19 protein-coding genes are annotated in these 17,907 nt (G+C 37.2%); 6 read left to right on the top strand and 13 right to left on the bottom strand.

Annotated elements, in window-relative coordinates; all coding sequences use genetic code 11:
• Nucleotides 1-49: 49 nt before the first annotated feature.
• The 13 genes from ACN9MR_RS03650 to ACN9MR_RS03590 all read right to left on the bottom strand — a co-directional run bounded on the left by ACN9MR_RS03650 (nt 50) and on the right by ACN9MR_RS03590 (nt 11,175).
• The gene (locus ACN9MR_RS03650; RefSeq protein WP_426328281.1) at nt 50-727 is read right to left on the bottom strand and encodes a DUF4397 domain-containing protein; all 678 of its coding nucleotides are present in this window, start codon (nt 725-727) and stop codon (nt 50-52) included.
• Between the two features lie 85 nt (nt 728-812).
• Nucleotides 813-1,937, bottom strand: coding sequence for a DNA polymerase III subunit beta (gene dnaN / locus ACN9MR_RS03645; RefSeq protein WP_086545224.1), 1,125 nt, complete (start codon nt 1,935-1,937; stop codon nt 813-815).
• 33 nt (nt 1,938-1,970) lie between these two features.
• Nucleotides 1,971-3,656, bottom strand: a complete 1,686-nt coding sequence (gene gldG, locus ACN9MR_RS03640; RefSeq protein WP_426328280.1) for a gliding motility-associated ABC transporter substrate-binding protein GldG — start codon at nt 3,654-3,656, stop codon at nt 1,971-1,973.
• Nucleotides 3,656-4,381: a gliding motility-associated ABC transporter permease subunit GldF gene (gene gldF / locus ACN9MR_RS03635; protein WP_426328279.1), complete on the bottom strand. Its 726-nt coding sequence runs from the start codon at nt 4,379-4,381 to the stop codon at nt 3,656-3,658. Before gldF ends, gldG begins: the two co-directional genes overlap by 1 nt.
• Before the next feature lie 188 nt (nt 4,382-4,569).
• Nucleotides 4,570-5,226 carry a porin family protein gene (locus tag ACN9MR_RS03630; protein WP_426328278.1) on the bottom strand — a complete coding sequence of 219 codons (657 nt, stop codon included), beginning with the start codon at nt 5,224-5,226 and terminating at the stop codon, nt 4,570-4,572.
• A 177-nt stretch (nt 5,227-5,403) separates the two neighbouring features.
• Nucleotides 5,404-5,925 (bottom strand): hypothetical protein, encoded by a 522-nt coding sequence (locus tag ACN9MR_RS03625; RefSeq protein ID WP_230143591.1) that lies wholly within the window; start codon nt 5,923-5,925, stop codon nt 5,404-5,406.
• A 226-nt stretch (nt 5,926-6,151) separates the two neighbouring features.
• Nucleotides 6,152-6,694, bottom strand: a complete 543-nt coding sequence (locus ACN9MR_RS03620; protein WP_426328277.1) for a hypothetical protein — start codon at nt 6,692-6,694, stop codon at nt 6,152-6,154.
• Between the two features lie 4 nt (nt 6,695-6,698).
• The gene (locus ACN9MR_RS03615; RefSeq protein ID WP_426328276.1) at nt 6,699-7,406 is read right to left on the bottom strand and encodes an ATP-binding cassette domain-containing protein; all 708 of its coding nucleotides are present in this window, start codon (nt 7,404-7,406) and stop codon (nt 6,699-6,701) included.
• A gap of 147 nt (nt 7,407-7,553) precedes the next feature.
• Nucleotides 7,554-8,474: a glycerophosphodiester phosphodiesterase family protein gene (locus ACN9MR_RS03610; protein ID WP_426328275.1), complete on the bottom strand. Its 921-nt coding sequence runs from the start codon at nt 8,472-8,474 to the stop codon at nt 7,554-7,556.
• Between the two features lie 92 nt (nt 8,475-8,566).
• Nucleotides 8,567-9,199, bottom strand: coding sequence for a response regulator transcription factor (locus ACN9MR_RS03605; protein ID WP_426328274.1), 633 nt, complete (start codon nt 9,197-9,199; stop codon nt 8,567-8,569).
• Nucleotides 9,196-9,981 carry a sensor histidine kinase gene (locus tag ACN9MR_RS03600; RefSeq protein ID WP_426328273.1) on the bottom strand — a complete coding sequence of 262 codons (786 nt, stop codon included), beginning with the start codon at nt 9,979-9,981 and terminating at the stop codon, nt 9,196-9,198. Before ACN9MR_RS03600 ends, ACN9MR_RS03605 begins: the two co-directional genes overlap by 4 nt.
• Entirely contained in the window at nt 9,960-10,607 is a 648-nt protein-coding gene (locus ACN9MR_RS03595) for a hypothetical protein (protein ID WP_426328272.1), read from the bottom strand. Before ACN9MR_RS03595 ends, ACN9MR_RS03600 begins: the two co-directional genes overlap by 22 nt.
• A gap of 13 nt (nt 10,608-10,620) precedes the next feature.
• Complete coding sequence (locus ACN9MR_RS03590) at nt 10,621-11,175, bottom strand: hypothetical protein (protein WP_426328271.1); 555 nt, start codon at nt 11,173-11,175, stop codon at nt 10,621-10,623.
• 350 nt (nt 11,176-11,525) lie between these two features.
• Here ACN9MR_RS03590 and ACN9MR_RS03585 point away from each other — a divergent pair, with 350 nt between their 5' ends.
• The 6 genes from ACN9MR_RS03585 to ACN9MR_RS03560 all read left to right on the top strand — a co-directional run bounded on the left by ACN9MR_RS03585 (nt 11,526) and on the right by ACN9MR_RS03560 (nt 17,849).
• Nucleotides 11,526-12,932, top strand: coding sequence for a S8 family peptidase (locus ACN9MR_RS03585; RefSeq protein ID WP_426328270.1), 1,407 nt, complete (start codon nt 11,526-11,528; stop codon nt 12,930-12,932).
• Nucleotides 12,929-13,132, top strand: a complete 204-nt coding sequence (locus ACN9MR_RS03580; protein ID WP_426328269.1) for a hypothetical protein — start codon at nt 12,929-12,931, stop codon at nt 13,130-13,132. The genes ACN9MR_RS03585 and ACN9MR_RS03580 overlap by 4 nt, the downstream gene beginning before the upstream one ends.
• Nucleotides 13,133-13,860: 728 nt before the next feature.
• A complete protein-coding gene (locus tag ACN9MR_RS03575) occupies nt 13,861-15,504 on the top strand; it encodes a glycine--tRNA ligase (protein WP_426328268.1) in 1,644 nt (547 codons plus the stop codon).
• A gap of 207 nt (nt 15,505-15,711) precedes the next feature.
• Nucleotides 15,712-16,392, top strand: a complete 681-nt coding sequence (locus tag ACN9MR_RS03570) for a 2'-5' RNA ligase family protein (RefSeq protein ID WP_426328267.1) — start codon at nt 15,712-15,714, stop codon at nt 16,390-16,392.
• Between the two features lie 29 nt (nt 16,393-16,421).
• Nucleotides 16,422-17,300, top strand: coding sequence for a DUF6252 family protein (locus tag ACN9MR_RS03565; protein WP_426328266.1), 879 nt, complete (start codon nt 16,422-16,424; stop codon nt 17,298-17,300).
• A 141-nt stretch (nt 17,301-17,441) separates the two neighbouring features.
• Nucleotides 17,442-17,849, top strand: coding sequence for a helix-turn-helix domain-containing protein (locus ACN9MR_RS03560; protein ID WP_184469330.1), 408 nt, complete (start codon nt 17,442-17,444; stop codon nt 17,847-17,849).
• Nucleotides 17,850-17,907 lie beyond the last annotated feature (58 nt).

The following is a 17,907-nucleotide window of genomic DNA, read 5'->3' as shown; positions in this document are numbered from 1 at the left end:
TGATGCTAATAAAACGTAAAGATAGCAGAAAGCATATTAAACTTTGAAATTAATTATCGGTAATGATGTGCGCTTCTAACGTTGCAGCCGTAGTGCCACTAAACCAAATGGTATATATCTTTCCTCCTTCTAATGCCGTACTTTGAATGGTTTTAACATTACCAGAACCTACTACTGTATATCTTAAATCGAATCCTGTATCCACTGCAAAATAGTTAGATGCTTCTTTAAAAGCCAGTCCATTAACAAACTGGGTACCACCTTGTACCATAACGTTTATGCCAGTGGCAAAGTTAGGTGTAAGATTAATCAGTTTAATTTTGGCTTTGGTTGACTCGGTATTACTTAAATTATCTTCATAACTTACTATTTCCATCTCTCCTTTTTTATTGGTAACCAAAAAAGTAGTGTAGGTAATAGATGGTATAAAGTTTAAAGAGGTATCAGTTGTTGTATTATTTGTGCCAGCATAAGAAACGCTTCTATTGCCTGAAGGTATTTTTACATAATCGCTGGTTTCGCCAAAGGCTAAAGCAACGGTGGTTAGTTTTTCATTATCTAAATAAACATCCTGATGTGCATCGGCCTGAGATGCATTGACCATTTTCACCTTGGCCTGGCCTTTTACTACTTCATCAGGGTTGTCCTTTTTACAGGATGACAGACCTATACTACATAAGACGGTAAGTAAAATCAGTGATTTAGAGAGATTGTTATAGATTTTCATTGGTTTGTGTTAGTTGGTTATAAACAAAAATGGCTCGGTCAAAAACCAAGCCATTTTGTTTACAAAACTAATAAATTAGTTTTTATTAATAACTATTATTCAGCATAACAGGCATCACCAACATTAAAACGTCTTCATTTTCATCATTGGTCTGCGGAATTAAAAGCCCTGCTCTGTTTGGTGTCGAAAGTTCTAAAGTAACTTCATCACCACTTAAATTACTCAACATTTCGATCAAAAAGCGTGCATTAAAGCCTATTTCCAGGTCTTCGCCGTCATATTGGCAACTTAAACGTTCGTGTGCTTCGTTAGCAAAATCTAAATCTTCCGAAGAGATATTTAATTCACTTCCGCTAATTTTCAATCTTACCTGATGTGTCGTTTTATTCGCAAAAATTACCACCCTACGAAGTGTATTTAAAAACAAACTTCTATCGATAATTAGTTTGTTTGGATTATTGGTCGGAATTACTGCCTCATAATCTGGATAGCGCTCGTCTATTAAACGACACACTAAATTGATATTTTCGAACTTAAAGAAAGCGCTTGTTGCATTATAATCTACTGATACGTTAATATCAGTTGAAGGTAAAGCAGCCTTCAAAAGTGTTAAAGCTTTTTTAGGGAGAATAAATGATGTTGCTTTATCTGCCTTGCTATCCATACGGCGGTATCTCACCAGCTTATGTGCATCGGTAGCTACAAAGGTGATATGCTGAGGAGATAACTGGCAGAATACACCAGTCATAGCCGGGCGCAACTCATCATTACTAACCGCAAAAATAGTTTTTGTAATGGCTTCAGTTAAAACAGACGCAGGTAAGTTTACAGAAGACGCGTTTTCCACTACTGGAATCTTCGGAAAATCATCACCATTTTCACCACTTAATTTATATTTACCATCTCCGGCACTGATCTCGATCGCAAAAGTACTATCATCGATATTAAATGCGATGGGCTGATCTGGCAATGTTTTAAGCGTATCTAATAAAATTTTAGATGGAACAGCTACTTTACCTTCTTCCTTTGATTCTACAGCCAAAGCAGTTGTCATGCTCGTTTGCAGATCGGTAGCAGAGATAGTTAAGTTTCCATCTTTAATTTCGAAGAGAAAATTTTCTAATATAGGCAAAACCGTACTGCTGCTTGATGCACCATTTACGGTTTGTAAGTGTTTTAATAGAGTTGATGTGGATACAATAAATCTCATGATATTATTTAGTCTTCTTCAAAAATATAAAAATTATTTAGCGTACTTGTATTTGCGGTGATAATGTTGAAAAATCGCAAAGAATATTAACAATAGCAAGGGTGCCACCACATTTATAAATTGCCATTTCGTTTTTTCGAGCTTAATTTTGGCTTTATCCAACAATCTAATTTTTAATTCTTTATTCCTCAGCGCAATTAAGTTGTCGTTATCCGTAAAATAATCAACAATATTGAGCAATAAAGCCTTATTACCAAAAGTACGCTGCGAATAGCGGTCGAAACCTAACGGAAAAGGCGTTCCATTTTGCTCCGATACCTGGTTTTTAAAAATATCGCCATCTCCAATTACAATCATTTTAGCCGGTTTGCTTATACTTTCTAGGGTGTAAGGTTGCGTAATGGTAGCCGGTAAGGGCCGCCCGGCAAAAACCGATGGAAAGTTACCGTCTAACATTAAACCGACAGGTTGTGGTTTACTTTGGAAAGACCGAGGATCTAACTGTTCGCTTACCATTTGCAAGCTAAACAATTTCGGCACATTATACACTTTATTATAGGGAGATGTAGTTAAAATATACGATTTTTTTACACCGCTAACACCAATAGTATCTACTGTACTTGGAAATTCAGACTTTACACCATCCAGCTTTTTCACAACACTTTCTACAGTATCGGGCAATAAAATCGGGTAATAAATCCAGGGCACCAATTGCATCTGGTTTTGCCCGCCCACAATACCTGTAGAAACCGGAATCTCGGCACTGTTTGCCGGATCGGCAATAATATTATAATTAATCCTTGCGCCATACATAAAAAGCATATCATCCAGGTTCAAATTACTATTAACAGCCATCTGCCCGCTTTTTCCCCGCAAACTATCCAACTCGGCATTTACCTGATCAATACTCCAAAGTACCCTTCCACCGTTCATTACAAAATAATTGATTTTGTATTTCTCTGTTTCAGTAAAAGGTTTTTTGGGCTTGGCGATAATCAACATTTTCAACTTATCAAGCCCTGCTTTATCAATACTATTCAAATCAATACGGCCAACCAGATAACTGCTAGATAAGGTGTGAATGGCATCAGCCAATTGCAAATCGGAAAGTTCGCCATTTGATTCCGAAAAACCAATCCGAGGGTTATCACCCGAAAGTACTTTCTTTAACCCCGAAGTAAAAATATACTCCAGATTTTCAATAGATCGGTTTATATTGTCTTCGTAATTTCCACGGGTATCTAAATTTTGAAAGAGTTTGATGGGGAATTCCTTTCCTTCACTTTCCATCATAGCCATCGGAAATACGAGTTTCTGCGTTAATCCACTTTCAGTTTTAACACTTAAATTGGTTGCTTCTATACCTCTTTCGTACAAATTATTGATTACTGTATCTTGATCAGCCTGATTAAGACCTACTAAAGGGTCGACAAAAACCACCTTAACTTCTGTCTTGGCATAAGCCTGATAATCAGACAAAATATCTGACACCGCAGCTTGTAACCTTTTAAAAGCAGGTGGTAATTCCCCCGCTAAGAATACAGTAATGATTACTGGCTTTTCATTTTTCTGCAGTAAGCTTTTTGTTTTTTCGCTCAGCGTAAAACGTTTATCAGCAGTAAAATCAAAACGATAAAAAGCGTACTGCCCCGCAACATTTAAAATAATTAATGCAGCTATAACGATGATAGAATTAATCCATTTATTCTTCAGCTTCATTATCGCTTCCCTCCTATTATTAATTTAGTGACAAACAGAAACAGCACTGAAAAAGTAATAAAGTAAATGAGGTCTCTGGTATCTAAAACACCATGGCTTATAGAAGTATAGTGTTGATTAATCCCTAAACTACTGATGATATTGCCGATACTTTGAAACGCAGCAATCTGACTGCTGTAATCGAAGCCTAAAAAAGCGAATGCACATAAAGCTGCACTGATCACAAAAGCAATCACCTGATTTTTAGTCAATGCTGACGAAAAAATACCAATGGATGTAAAGGCAGCACCCAATAAAAACAAACCGATATAGGAGCCTATAACCGATCCTGAATCGATATTTCCTTCAGGAAAACCCAGCTTTGAAATGCTGTAGTAATAAATTAGCGTTGGGATTAGGGCAAAAAGTACCAGAACTAAACTCGCTAAATACTTTGCCACAACAATTTGCCAAATTTGGATGGGCAGCGTGATTAAAAGTTCATAAGTTCCCTCTCTCCTTTCTTCGGCAAAAGAGCGCATGGTGATGGCTGGGATGAGAAACATGAAAAGGTAAGGAACCAGGCTGAAAAAACCATCAAGTTCGGCATAACCATAATCAAGTATTGAAGTATCAGGAAAAAACCAAAGTAACAGGCCAGAAACCAATAGAAAAATGCCAATGGTAATATAAGCAACCATCGAACTTAAGAAACTGAATAACTCGCGTTTAAAAACTGCGTACATGTGCTATTAAAACGCCGAAGTTAACCATTTATTCCTGCAAATCTAAAAGGAATTGATTAAATGAATGTATTATCAAATCAGTAATATTTACAATTAAATTTAAACAAGGATTCCCATCTCAGTAGAAATCGTTGTTTACAAAAAAAGCCCCGAATTAACTTCGGGGCTTCACTATTTCTTGGTTCGGTTTAGAAAGAAAAACCTACCCCCACTGAGAAAACTTTATTTTTAAAGGTAATCTCATCTGAGAGATCAGAATCTGCTATACTGCTTAATCCTAATCCATACCCTGCATGAATATTAAAGCCGTTATTCAATTGATAACCTGCTAAAAAGTTTAAGCCAAAATCAGTCCGTTTAAATTCGGATTCTGATTCACCAAATTTGATGTCTTCTTTTACCGATCCGTATTTACCATTTGCACTTAATGCATACGCAAAATAAGGTCCTGCACCTAGAAATACCTTACCAGAGCTTCCCAATTTAAAGTTTGCCAATAGGTTTACCGGTAACTCCAGATATTTAAAATTTAACGTTGCCTCTTCAGTAGTTGAAATGTCATTACCATCAAAGTCAAAATCGCCGCTGGCAAATTTGGTTCCTTTGTTTATAAAAGTTAAACCTGGTTGAATTGAAATTACATCAGACAGTACAAATTCGGCTGTACCGCCAATATAATAAGATGTTTTTGCATCGAAACTTACCGATGCGTTTCCTGATGATATGGTCATGTTTGGAAAGGCTACGCCTGCTTTCACGCCAAAAATTACAGGTTTGTTTGTTTGAGCTGAAGTTGCAAAGCCTAAACCTGCAACTGTTAATAAAGATAATACTAGTTTTTTCATCTGATTTTGAAAATTGTTTTTAGTTTCCCTGTCTTCGCTATTTAGCAAAAACAGTACAATGATAAACAAACTAACTTGATAGTTAAAATTATTTTGTAACCAATGAAACCTTAAATAGCTGAGAAACAACAAAGCCCCCAATTTCTTGGAGGCTTTGGAATAAATTAGGGTTTAATATTATAAACCGAATGCAAATGCAGCGCGGATACCAACAAATGATAAGGTAGTGCTATTTTTCGACCATCCTTCGTAGCGTACTCCTAAGTCAATACTTGATTTATCAGAAACTGAAAATGAAGCGCCTAAAGTTGGAGCGTAAGAAAATGCTGTACCACCATTATTTTCGGTAAAAATTGCAGCACCTAATTCACCAGCACCGTAAAAGTTACCACCAAAATAATATTTAGCACCTGCTTTTAAAGGAATAACTCCTGAATTAGTAGCACCAAGGTCTTTCCAAGCTTTTTCTGGAGCTACTGAAATATAACCTGCTGATGCAGTTAAGTTCAATGATTTGGCAACATTAAATTCACCCATTACTGAACCTCCATAACCTAAGCTTAGTCCATTCGTATTATCGCCCACAGGCAATAAGAAATCTGGTCCTACACTGATTTTGTTAACTGCGCCTTCTGTTTGAGCTGAAGCTGCAAAGCCCAGGCCTGCAACCATTAATAAAGATAGTAATACTTTTTTCATTGTTTTTTAAATTATTGTTCGTTAATTATTTCAGGTTTTAGACAATCATGATGCCAAAAACGTTACAAATAAAACCAGAAAAAGAAACCGCAAAACGTAACACACTGATTAACTTAACATTAAACAAAGAATAATTTATTCTAAAACGTTGTATTAAGTTATGAGATTTAAGAGTATTGTATTTTTTTTTGACTAATAAACCAAACAATTAAACACAACAGTTGTTTCACAGCCCAAACACATAGGCAAATCTGATCCCTACAAATCCTTTTGTATCAGATCTGTTCAAGCCGATCGTATTATTCTTTCCTGTCCATGCTTCATAGCGGATGCCTAAGTCGAGTTTATTTCCTCCTGAAAGTTTAAATTGATTGCCTATGCCGGGCGACCAGGCAAATAAGGTTTTCTGATTTTTATTTAAAGGCAATGCTGCACCTAACTGCCCTTCAGCGTAAAAACTTTCTCCCAGCTGATATTTCAAGCCAGCTTTAGCGGGTATGTAAGTTAAATCCTGAACATTGAAAAGTTGATTCCGCCGACCAAAAAAGTTCATAAAGCCCACATTTAAAGTTAATGCAAAATTTTCTGCAACAGGAAGATCAGCTTTTACAGATGCACCCAGGCCAATTCCTGAAAGATTGGAAAAGTTACCTGATGGTAAACCAATCTCTGCAGCGATGCCAATGTTAGCGCTATTTTGAGCTTTTAACAGTATGGGACTTGAAAATAAAAGGGTAACGAGTAAAACTGCGATTTTTGAGCCAGACATGAAATTAAGCGGTAAGTTTTCTGAAAATATTTTCTAATGATTGTTGTTGATGAGCCTTTTTCAAACCTTCAAGTGAATTGTTAGCTACAATTTTACCTTTGCTGATGATGATGATGTCGTCGCAAATGGCTTCAACCTCTTGCATAATGTGCGTGGAGATGACAACCGTTTTAGCCGCTCCCAATGTTTTGATCAATTGCCTAATATCAACCAGTTGGTTCGGATCTAAGCCTGATGTAGGTTCATCTAAAATAAGTACCTCCGGGTTATGGATAATGGCTTGAGCCAGACCTACCCTTTGGCGATAACCTTTGGATAACATACCGATTTTTTTATGTTGCTCGGGTGTTAAACCGACCATTTTGATGACTTCATCAATCCGCGCAGGCAAATTGTTAAGCTTATAAGTTTGGCCGACAAAATTTAAAAATTCCTTTACATACATATCCGTATAAAGCGGGGTATTTTCAGGAAGATAACCAATGCGTTTTTTAGCTTCGATAGCTTCTGAAAGAATGTTCTTTCCAGAAATTTCAGCCTCACCAGATGTAGGTTCTAAATAACCGGTAAGCATACGCATGGTGGTAGATTTACCAGCTCCATTAGGACCAAGAAAACCTAAAATACGACCTGGAATGGCCTCAAAACTAATCGAATCGACCGCTTTTTGCTTATCGTAATGTTTAGAAAGATTTTTAACTGAAATACTCATATCTGTATGTTTAACCGCAAAGAACACAAAGGTTTTCGCGAAGGTAAGGTTTGGAACTATCGTCATTGCGAGGCACGAAGCAATCTTAAAGCGTTCGCAATAGACTATAGTAGTAGAATTGCTTCGTGCCGAGCAATTACGAATAGGTTAGTGTACATGCACTGAACTTAATTTTTTATTGTACCTAAACTTATCCAGTTCTTCTGATGCCTGTGGTAAATTATCACCCGACAAAATATCTGCACCATTATTAACCAAATGATAATAAACATTTTTTACCGGACTGGCAATGGCGCTTTTATCGATATTTCCCATGGTACCTAAAATGGTGGTAATGCCTTTGTTATGCAGGTATTGGTACAATTCTTTATCCGGAGCGGAAACACCAACAAAAGCTACAATACGGTTATTGGGAATCCCCATGCTATTTAACCGCTTCAATTCGGCTTTCTTTTGAACAGAGGCAGAAATCATAAGTTCGGGTGCCAATTGATGCACCTCCTTGGCCTGATTGGCAGTATAAGTAATGATTATCGAATTACTTTCTACATTATATTGCCTTACCTTTTCGATCACCTTGGCATAAGAAACCCCTTTTTTCAAATCGATGGTTAATAAAACTTTTCCTTTGCTCCAGCTTAATACACTATCTAAAGTCGGGATTTTAAATTTTGTTTCTTTGCCCTCATTATCTTTAAGATTAAAGGCTTTCAACTCCTCGTAAGTATAATTGCCAACCGGTCCTTTTCCGGTCGAAGTGCGATCGAGCTTATCATCGTGCATAATCACCATTACCGAATCTTTACTGTAGGTAATGTCGAATTCTATAATTACCGGATTATAAGTAGTGGCGTTATCGAATGTTTCGATGCAGTTTTCAGGAAAACCAGGCATTGGACCACCACGATGGGCACTGATTAATGGAAAACGGCTTTCTGGCGACCATTTTAAGAATTGATATAACTCGGCTGGTGTATTAAACTTAATATATTGATGGCTTTTTTCTTCTGGTTTGCATGAGGTAAAAACTGCAACAATAACCAAAAATAGCAAATGATGGAATTTCATGCTTCAAAAGTAAGGTTAATTGGTTAATTGTTGAAATCGTTAATCGTGCCATCATATCAGTTTACCAATTCATACTTTTAAATAATTAACCTTTACGCAAAGCCATTTTTAATGGCAAAAACAGCCAACCCTACCCGGGTTTTAAGTTCGAGTTTTTCGCATAACTGATCGCGATAGCTTTCAACCGTCCTGGGGCTACAGAACATTTTATCGGCTATTTCTTTATAATTAAGCTCGGTAACGGTATATTTTAAGAACTCCTTCTCCCGATCTGAAATTTTGATCTCAGTATCTTTGGTTTTATTTAGGCTGGAGAAAATGATTTTCGATGCCCAGTCAGGGTAAAAAAACCCGTTAATACTCAATTTTGTAAGCGCGTTTTCGAGCTCTACCGGATGCGCATTTTTTAACAGGTAGCCTTTAGCACCGTTGCTAACCATTTTAATCACGCTTTTTTCTTCACCCTGCATACTCAGGGCCATTACTTTTACCTCCGGGTGATTTGCAGTTACCCAGGTTACGGTTTCAAAACCATCCATAATGGGCATGCTAATATCTAAAAGTAAAATATCGGGGATTTTATTGCTGTTTTCGAAGTTTTTAATCAGCTCTTTTCCGTTTTCACAAACATACATCACCTCAAAGGCTGCAAAATTATCTATAATGCCCTGAAGCGCTTTTGCAATCAGGATATGATCATCAACAATAACTATAGTTTTTTTCATGCCGGGCCATTTAAAATAATAGTAAGTGTAGTGCCTGAATCGGGTTTGCTTTCTAAATTAAATTGTCCACCGATAATTTCGGCTCTTTTTTTCATGTTTTTTAATCCTATACCATCAGAGGTGACTTTACCATAATCAAATCCCACTCCATCATCCTGTATTTTCAATGCTAAAAAAACTTCAGGAGAAGAACTTAATTGAATCTTGATATTACTGCAATGTGCATGTTTTAAACTGTTTTGAAGAAATTCTTGGGTTATCCTTAATAATACATTCTTTTTCACAAACTCCAGATCTATACTTTCGAAATTGTATTGAAAGGTTACCTTACATTTTTTCAAAGCATTGAGGTTGTTCACTTCTTCCTGTATTAAAGTTACAATTTCATTTTCACTTATGTTATCGTTCGTTAAGTTTTTCGACAAACTCCTCAGGTCTTGCAATGATGAATTAATGATCTGATAAATCTGCTCAATTCTTTTACTTGCCTGGGGCACCGTATTTTCATGTACAAGCTGTTGGGTATAAAGGCTCACCAATGTTAATTTTTGTCCGATATTATCGTGTAATTCGCGGCCAATCTGCTGCATGGTGGCCTGTTGTATTTCTAACTGGGTAGTTAAAAGTTCTTTCTGGTGTATTTCGTTGGTGATTTTGATTTCATTCAGATATTCTCTTTTCCGTTCTTTATATTTTTTGATATAAACCATAATGGCTACTACAAAGAGCACAAAAAACAGGTTAAAAAGGATAATGGTAATTAAGAGTTCTGTTTTCCCCATACGAATGAAATTGAGAATAATACATACATTACAATACCTGAAATCAGAAAATAATCAAAATAAATATTCCAGATTTGCTTATATTCTACCAGCAGGTAATAAAATGTCCAAAACGGTAATGTTCCAATATAAAACAAGGTTACCCCCAAATTAACATAAAACATTCTGTTCCTGTTAAAATTAATGATATCGGAAGAAGTGATCTGTTTATAATATTCCATCACCACTAAAACCATCAAAATAAAGGATCCGAAAGTATAATTAAACGAAAAGATTATTTTACTGCCCTTAAAGTAGAATTCGCTTGGTATAAATGAAAGTAAATATAATAAGGTGAGTGCCCAAAACAGCGTTTTATTGTTAAAGGATTTGAAAGCATAAAGCCAGTAAAAAAAGATAAACTGAAAAGGGATAACAACATAGTTGTAATATTTTGTTTTAGAAAAACTGATGTACGCGCCTCCCCATTTCCCCACAGCCTCACATATAAAAACAATAACCAAAAAATAGATAAAAAAACGCCAATATTGCCTTTTTAAGCCTTTTAAGTGCAGTAAAGCAACAATTGCAGTTCCTCCCTCAATCCAAAGAAAGCTGTCGCTAAGCAGTTTTTGAAAGCTGTTCATCGTATGAAAGAGCTTAGTAAATCTCAACAGTAGCTTCTGCGGGCGGAATAAGCTGGCCGTGATTTTGAGCCATTACCTCACGCGATTGACTATCACTACTATCCGAACTCATGGCCATTAAGGTAATTGGTTGCGCTTTTTCTCTTTCTTTTAGCGGGAAAGAAGCACGGTCTAAAGGATTAAAGTCATAATCCTGGTAACTTCCATCACTACTCTTTTTCTTTAGAGTGGGGATCATAACAAGTGTATGTTTTTGAGCATAATTTTTTCCTATCGATTTTTCACCCTCAAAACCATTCCATTCGTTATCTTTTGGATAGGCAGCGTAGTAGAAACGGATACCCAATGCTCCATCAGCAATGCGAGGATCTACTTTTTTGCTGAAAAATTCGATATCGGCAATAAATTTTTTCAAGGTTTTTAAACCAAAAGAAACAGAATGCGAATCGTTTATTCCCAATGTTTTATTAATTGCAGCTAAATGGCTGTTGCGGTAATTATCTACCATTTGTTGAATTATTGCCGGATCCATGGTATTTGGATGTCCCCGCCTTTCATTTGTTTTCATAAGATCGATTAGTTTTAGTAACAGATAACATACTAGTACCCCACATAAAAATACGATAGCGTAGCCAGGTAGATGTTGCATTTCCATAATTTTTGAGTTTTAATTAAAGTTAACTTTTATTCCCAAATGTGATAAAACTTTTATAGATAACAGATGGGGTTTTCCCCATATTTTATTGTTGTTTTTACTGCTTTTTATTTTGTTGCTTTCACCATTGATTTCTAGTGGTTTACCTAAGGTTTTTCTGCGCTAACTGTTTCAATTTTGGATTAGTGTTTAACAACAAAAAACACCAACGGGAATAAGCCGAAAATCCTGAATAGAGTAGGCAAAACTTAAAAACTTAAACCATGTCAAAAACATTGAAAAAAGAAGAAAAAGTAGAGTACACAGGAAGGTACCTTGTACTGCTACCAGAAGGATCAAACACCTCCGATTCTATTAACCAGATCAATTCTATTAGCGGATTGAACTTAAAAAGCTCTTTAGAATTTGAAAACGAGTTTTTCACTGATAAAGACCTCGCTAAAACTGACGGTATCATACTAGACAAGCTGGGAATCGCTATCGTAAACGAAAAACCGAAAATTGAAAATTCAATCAGCAGTTTAGGTGAAAGTGAAATGATTGTAGAAAAAGAAAGGGTAGTTTATGCTATTGGAATGCTGGATGAAAGTACCCAAAATTATGTAGAGGGCTATAGAGATGCGGTAAACCAAATGACCAACGTATTGGTTGGAACCGAAACAGAAGATTACAACTATGAAGAGCAAGAATCGGAAGTAGAATCTGTTGGTGCTACCTGGGGATTAAAAGCAACCAATGTGGTACCAACCAGCTTTTTAAGGTACAACCCATACAACGGTGCAGGCATTAAAGTTGCCATATTGGATACAGGATTCGATTTCCATCACCCTGATTTTGCCGGCCGTCCTGTTGTTCATCAAAGTTTTATTAGCGGAGAAAGCACTCAGGATGGACATGGCCACGGCACGCACTGTACGGGTACTGCCTGTGGTCCTTCTAGTTCGCCATCGGCAACAGAAAGATACGGTATTGCATATGCTGCCAGTATTTATATCGGAAAAGTTTTAAGCAATGGCGGTTCTGGTGGAGATGGAGGCATTCTTGCCGGCATTAACTGGGCTATTGCCAACCGTTGTGATGTGGTAAGCATGTCGTTAAGGGGCTTTGTAACCGGGGCTGGCTATTCTGCTGTTTTTGAAACCGCTGCCGCCCGTGCTTTAGCACAAGGCACTTTAATTATTGCTGCTGCAGGAAACGATTCGGCTAGGCCAGGCACTGTAAGGCAGGTAATGCACCCTGCAAATTGTCCATCAATAATGGCCGTAGGTGCTGTAGATGTAAATATGAACGTAGCGGCTTTTTCTAACGGAGGCCTTTACCCAACTTATGGTGCTGTAGATATTGCTGCTCCGGGGGTTAATGTTTACTCTTCTACAAAACTGCCAACCAAGTATGCAAGCTGGAACGGAACCAGTATGGCTACCCCACATGTTGCTGGTATTGCGGCACTATGGGCACAAGCATCGGGTTTGAGAGGAATTAACTTGTGGAGAAAATTAACTTCAACAGCGAAAACCTTACCTTTACCAGGCAGAGATGTAGGAGCAGGATTAGTACAAGCACCTACAAAAACAAGATTGATAAAATATCCAATTGATAAATTGCCAATTTTAGTAAATCCGAAATTCCCTATCGATCCAATTGGCCCAATTGAAAAAATTATAAGATGAAAACAAAATGGTTAATATCTGTAAAAGACACCGCAATGGATTCAGTGGCAAAAGAGCTGAAGAAAATTGGTGTTAAAGATGTAGAAGCTTTAGATTCAATTGGTGTAATCGTAATTGTTCCGGGCAATCATAAAATTGCAGATATCAAAAAAATTGAAGGCGTATTAAGTGTTGAAGAGGAAAGGGACATCAGCATTTAAGCCAACAAAAACCTAATCACTTCTTAATTTTAAAAATCGGTGACATTTAGTTGCACCGATTTTTTTATGTCTGAGTTAGGCCTGATTAGATAATACAAACGATGAGTAAAGGTGCTGTAGCATTTTATGGGGAGGGTTCGGTCGGGCTGTTTGCTATATCTTTAGCTACCCTTCGACTCCGCTCTGGGTGACAGCAAAAGGATACCGCTACCATCCCGTTTAGCTACCATGGTTCGTGCTGATAATTTTTTTCTGCAATCTACTATCGAAACGAAAATAGAAGCACTATAATAGCCGCCTAAACCTGATTGCAGCGAGCACGAGTGTAACGAAGTAAAGCGGAAAGCAGGAGCTCCGGAACTGACTAGCACGACTATTGCTTTCCCAATTATTTTGAACCACATAAGAGATTTAAGGGCATATAAGCAATCTGCTATCGAAACGAAAATAGAAGCACTATGCAGCCACCTAAACCTGATTGCAGCGAGCACGAGTGTAACGAAGTAAAGCGGAAAGCAGGAACTCCGAAACCGACTAGCACGACCATTCCTTTCCCAATTATTTTGAACCACATAAGAGATTTAAGGGCATATAAGCTAAATTATCACGTATCTGATTTCTTTGAAAGATGCTCAAATAAATTCAGCAGGACGATCGCATTGTTTTTTTAGCTTGATCAAAACCTTATACCTTTAAACCCTCCGCCTTTTTATTATCTTTGCTGCATTATGGCTCAAAAGAATAACGACGAACAATTTAAAAATGTAATATCACACGCTAAAGAATACGGTTTTGTATTTCAGAGCAGCGAAATATATGATGGCTTAAGTGCTGTATACGATTACGGCCAATTGGGTGCCGAATTAAAAAACAACATTAAAACCTATTGGTGGAAAGCCATGGTGCAAATGCACGAAAATATTGTAGGGATTGACTCTGCAATTTTTATGCACCCCAAGGTTTGGAAAGCCAGCGGACACGTTGATGGTTTTAACGACCCAATGATCGACAACAAAGATTCTAAAAAACGTTACCGTGCCGATCAGTTATTAGAGAATAAAATTGATGAGTTATATTCAGAACTGGCCAATTTCAGTCCTGAGAATAAGGCGAAATTTGAAGCATTTCAACAAGAAATATTGGGTTTAAGTGATGAAGGCCAGGCAAGCTGGGTGCCAACATTTAAAGATGAGGAAACGATTTTAGATCACACTAAATATCCTTTTGTTGAAGAAGCGAGCTGGAGATTTGTTAAAAAAGGGTTAACACTTGAGGTAGAAATGAACCTTGCGCTTAAATCAGAAAATTTAGCGCAGTTAAAAGATTTAATTGTTGATTACAAAGTAATCTGCCCAATTTCTAAAACTTCTAACTGGACTGATGTACGCCAGTTTAACCTGATGTTTAGCACGCAATTTGGTGCAATGGCTGAAGGTAGTGATGAGGTTTATCTTCGTCCGGAAACAGCGCAGGGTATTTTCGTAAACTTTTTAAATGTACAAAAATCGGGAAGGATGAAAATTCCTTTCGGTATTGCGCAGATTGGTAAGGCTTTCAGAAATGAAGTAATTGCCCGCCAGTTTATTATGCGTATGCGTGAGTTTGAGCAAATGGAAATGCAATTTTTTGTGCGCCCTGGCGAAGACAAAAAATGGTTCGAATACTGGAAAGAAGCCCGTTTGAAATGGCACAAAGCTTTAGGTACTTCGCCTGAAAAATACCGTTACCATGACCACGTAAAATTAGCACACTATGCCAATGCGGCTACTGATATTGAATTCGAATTCCCGTTCGGATTTAAAGAAGTTGAAGGGATCCATAGCCGTACCGATTTCGATTTAACGCAACACCAGGAGTACTCTGGTAAGAAAATGCAATATTTCGATAACGATTTAAATGAAGAAGGTAAGCCATATGGCAACTACGTTCCTTATGTAATCGAAACATCTATTGGTTTAGACCGTATGTTCTTGTTAACCATGATTAACGCTTTTGAAGAGCAGGATTTAAGCACCGACGATAAACAGGATAGCCGTACGTTATTGCGTTTACACCCAGCATTGGCGCCGTACAAAGTAGCCATTTTTCCATTAACGAAAAAAGATGGTTTGCCTGAAAAAGCCCGCGAAATTATGGATACCCTGAAATTTGATTTCAACTGTATTTATGAAGAGAAAGATGCCATTGGTAAACGTTATCGCCGTCAGGATGCTGTTGGTACACCTTTCTGTATCACAGTTGATCACCAGAGTTTAGAAGATAACACGGTTACCATCCGCCATCGCGATAGCATGGAGCAAGAACGTGTAGCCATTGCCGATTTAGGAAACATTATCGGCTCGGCAGTAAGTTGGAAAACTTTGTTGGCTTAAAAAGCATCGTTCCTCTGAGAAATCAGATATTATTCAAAAATATTGAAATGCTGATTATTATCTATAAAGTCGTCATTTCGAGCGAAGTGCAACGTAGTCGAGAAATCTGCCTTTGCAGATCTCTCCATTTCGCTACGCTTCAGTCGAGATGACGACCGTTTTATCAAGTCGCAGGGTTAAACCTGCGACTTTTTTGTGTACAAAAAAATGAATTTAGCCGAGCATTACCATAAACTTTATACCGAATCAATCGCAAAGATAGCTGCCGGGAATTATGAAACAGATCATCTAATCGATTCGGATACCGATCAGCGTTTTGGAATCACACTGGTAATCAGACCGGATACTGCAACAAAATATAAAATCCAGCAGTTTTTAACTGAAGCAAAAGCAATTGAACCTGATCAATATTATTATCAGAATGCTGACATACATATTACCCTGATGTCTATCATTTCCTGTTATGATGGCTTTGATTTAAAGGATATCAATGTTCAGGATTATATTCAGCTTATCCAACAGGTTTTAGGCAAACATAAAAGCTTCAAAATCCAGTTTAAAGGGCTTACTGCATCGCCATCCTGCATTTTAATTCAAGGTTTTTTAACTGATACCTTAAACGAAATCAGAGACGATTTAAGAGCGGCATTTAAAAATTCGGAGCTCCAGCAAAGTATCGATAAACGTTATGCCATCCAAACCGCCCACGCTACAGTGATCCGTTTCAGGTCTGAACTCGAAAACAAAAATGCCTTGGTTCAGCTTATCGAAAAATATAGGGATTTTGATTTCGGCACCTTCCAAGTAAAACAGATTGAATTGGTTTATAATGATTGGTACCAGCGAGAAAAATACGTTAAAAAATTGCATCAGTTTTCTTTATCTTAGCATATTAATTAACCAAACAGTTAACGCTCGTGAAAGTACCTTTCAAATTATCGCTACTGGCACTCATATGCCTTTTAATTACCTCATCCTGCAAAAAGGAAATCGATTACCATCAGGAATGGGCTTTATCTACCATGAGTGCAAAAGTTGATGGTGCTTTAGTGCAGTGTACTTTAGCTACTGCCCAGCTTTACGATGTAGGTGGAGAAATAAGTGTCCAAATCTCGGGAAACAAAGGAATTAATACGGGCTTTAGTTTACTGATCAGCGATTTTAAAGGTGTTGGCACCTATAAGTTATCGGATAATAATATGGCAGTTTACCTTTTAAGTACATCCAGCTTGCAAGATGCTTACACCGGAACCTCAAGCGGAACCATTAAAATAACCAGTTACTTAGCAGACAAATACATTAAGGGTACTTTTGAGTTTAAAGGACAAAATCAATCTACTTCAACAAGCAAAACCATTAGTGAGGGGCAATTTCTGATCAGTTTGGTTCCGGTAAAACTACCCGAAACCAATAACAGCACGAATAATTTAAGTGCAAAAATAGATGGCACCACAATTGGTTTTACAGGTGAAGCAACATCAATCAACACTCCAATTATTGGGAATTTACTTACGATTGTAACTATAAATGGTGATAAACGTATGATTCTTTCCGTAATAGATTATAAAGGCATAGGCACATATGATCTTGCAACCGACGGAGTTGGATCTTACTTGAAAGACCAAATACCTACAGGCTCATTTACTGCAACAAGTGGCACATTGGTAATTACAAGTGAAACTGGTGGTAAATTAAAGGGAACATTTTCATTTAAAGCACCCAATGAAAATACGACGATAAATACATCAGTAACGGTAACAGATGGTATTTTCGACCTGCCCTTTAGCAAAAAATAAGAATTAACTTTTTAAATATAAAGCCGTTGATCTAAAAATCAGCGGTTTTTGCATTTAATAATTCTTTAGTCACAAATAGCTTTCAGATTTCATATTCATTTATCCGGATATTATATTTGTTTAAACAGCAATCGCTTTGATATGAAAATTCCACAGAAGTTTTTTGCCCGCCAACACGAAATTGCAGCCGATTTTTTGAAGGAACTAGATAAACATTTAGATGATGTGGTATCGGGCAGGGCAACCGAGATGTTCGAAGTAAGGGATTTCGCGGAGCTTATTCACGTTCATCCCACGCACTTAAGCAATACCATTAAATCGGCTACTGGCCACTCACCTTGTTACTTCTTTGAAGAACGTTTAATGGAAATTTCGAAATCGATGTTACAGAATGTTAGTATGCCCATTGCTGAAATAGCTAGAATTTTAACGTACGATCCATCTAACTTTACCAAGTTTTTTAAACACTTCTCTGGCCAAACACCAAAACAGTATAGAGAAGCTTATTTCCAGTCTTTGGCCGCAAATAAGGAAATTGTCACCATATAAAACTTAAACAGTCACCATTTTTACTTAAGCTGTCACCATTTTTTCAGCAGGTTTCCAT

It is taken from the genome of Pedobacter sp. R-06 (assembly GCF_049913135.1).
GTDB lineage: Bacteria > Bacteroidota > Bacteroidia > Sphingobacteriales > Sphingobacteriaceae > Pedobacter.
The sequence above is the reverse complement of the archived record's forward strand: the minus strand, read 5'-3'. Positions and strand labels throughout refer to the sequence as shown.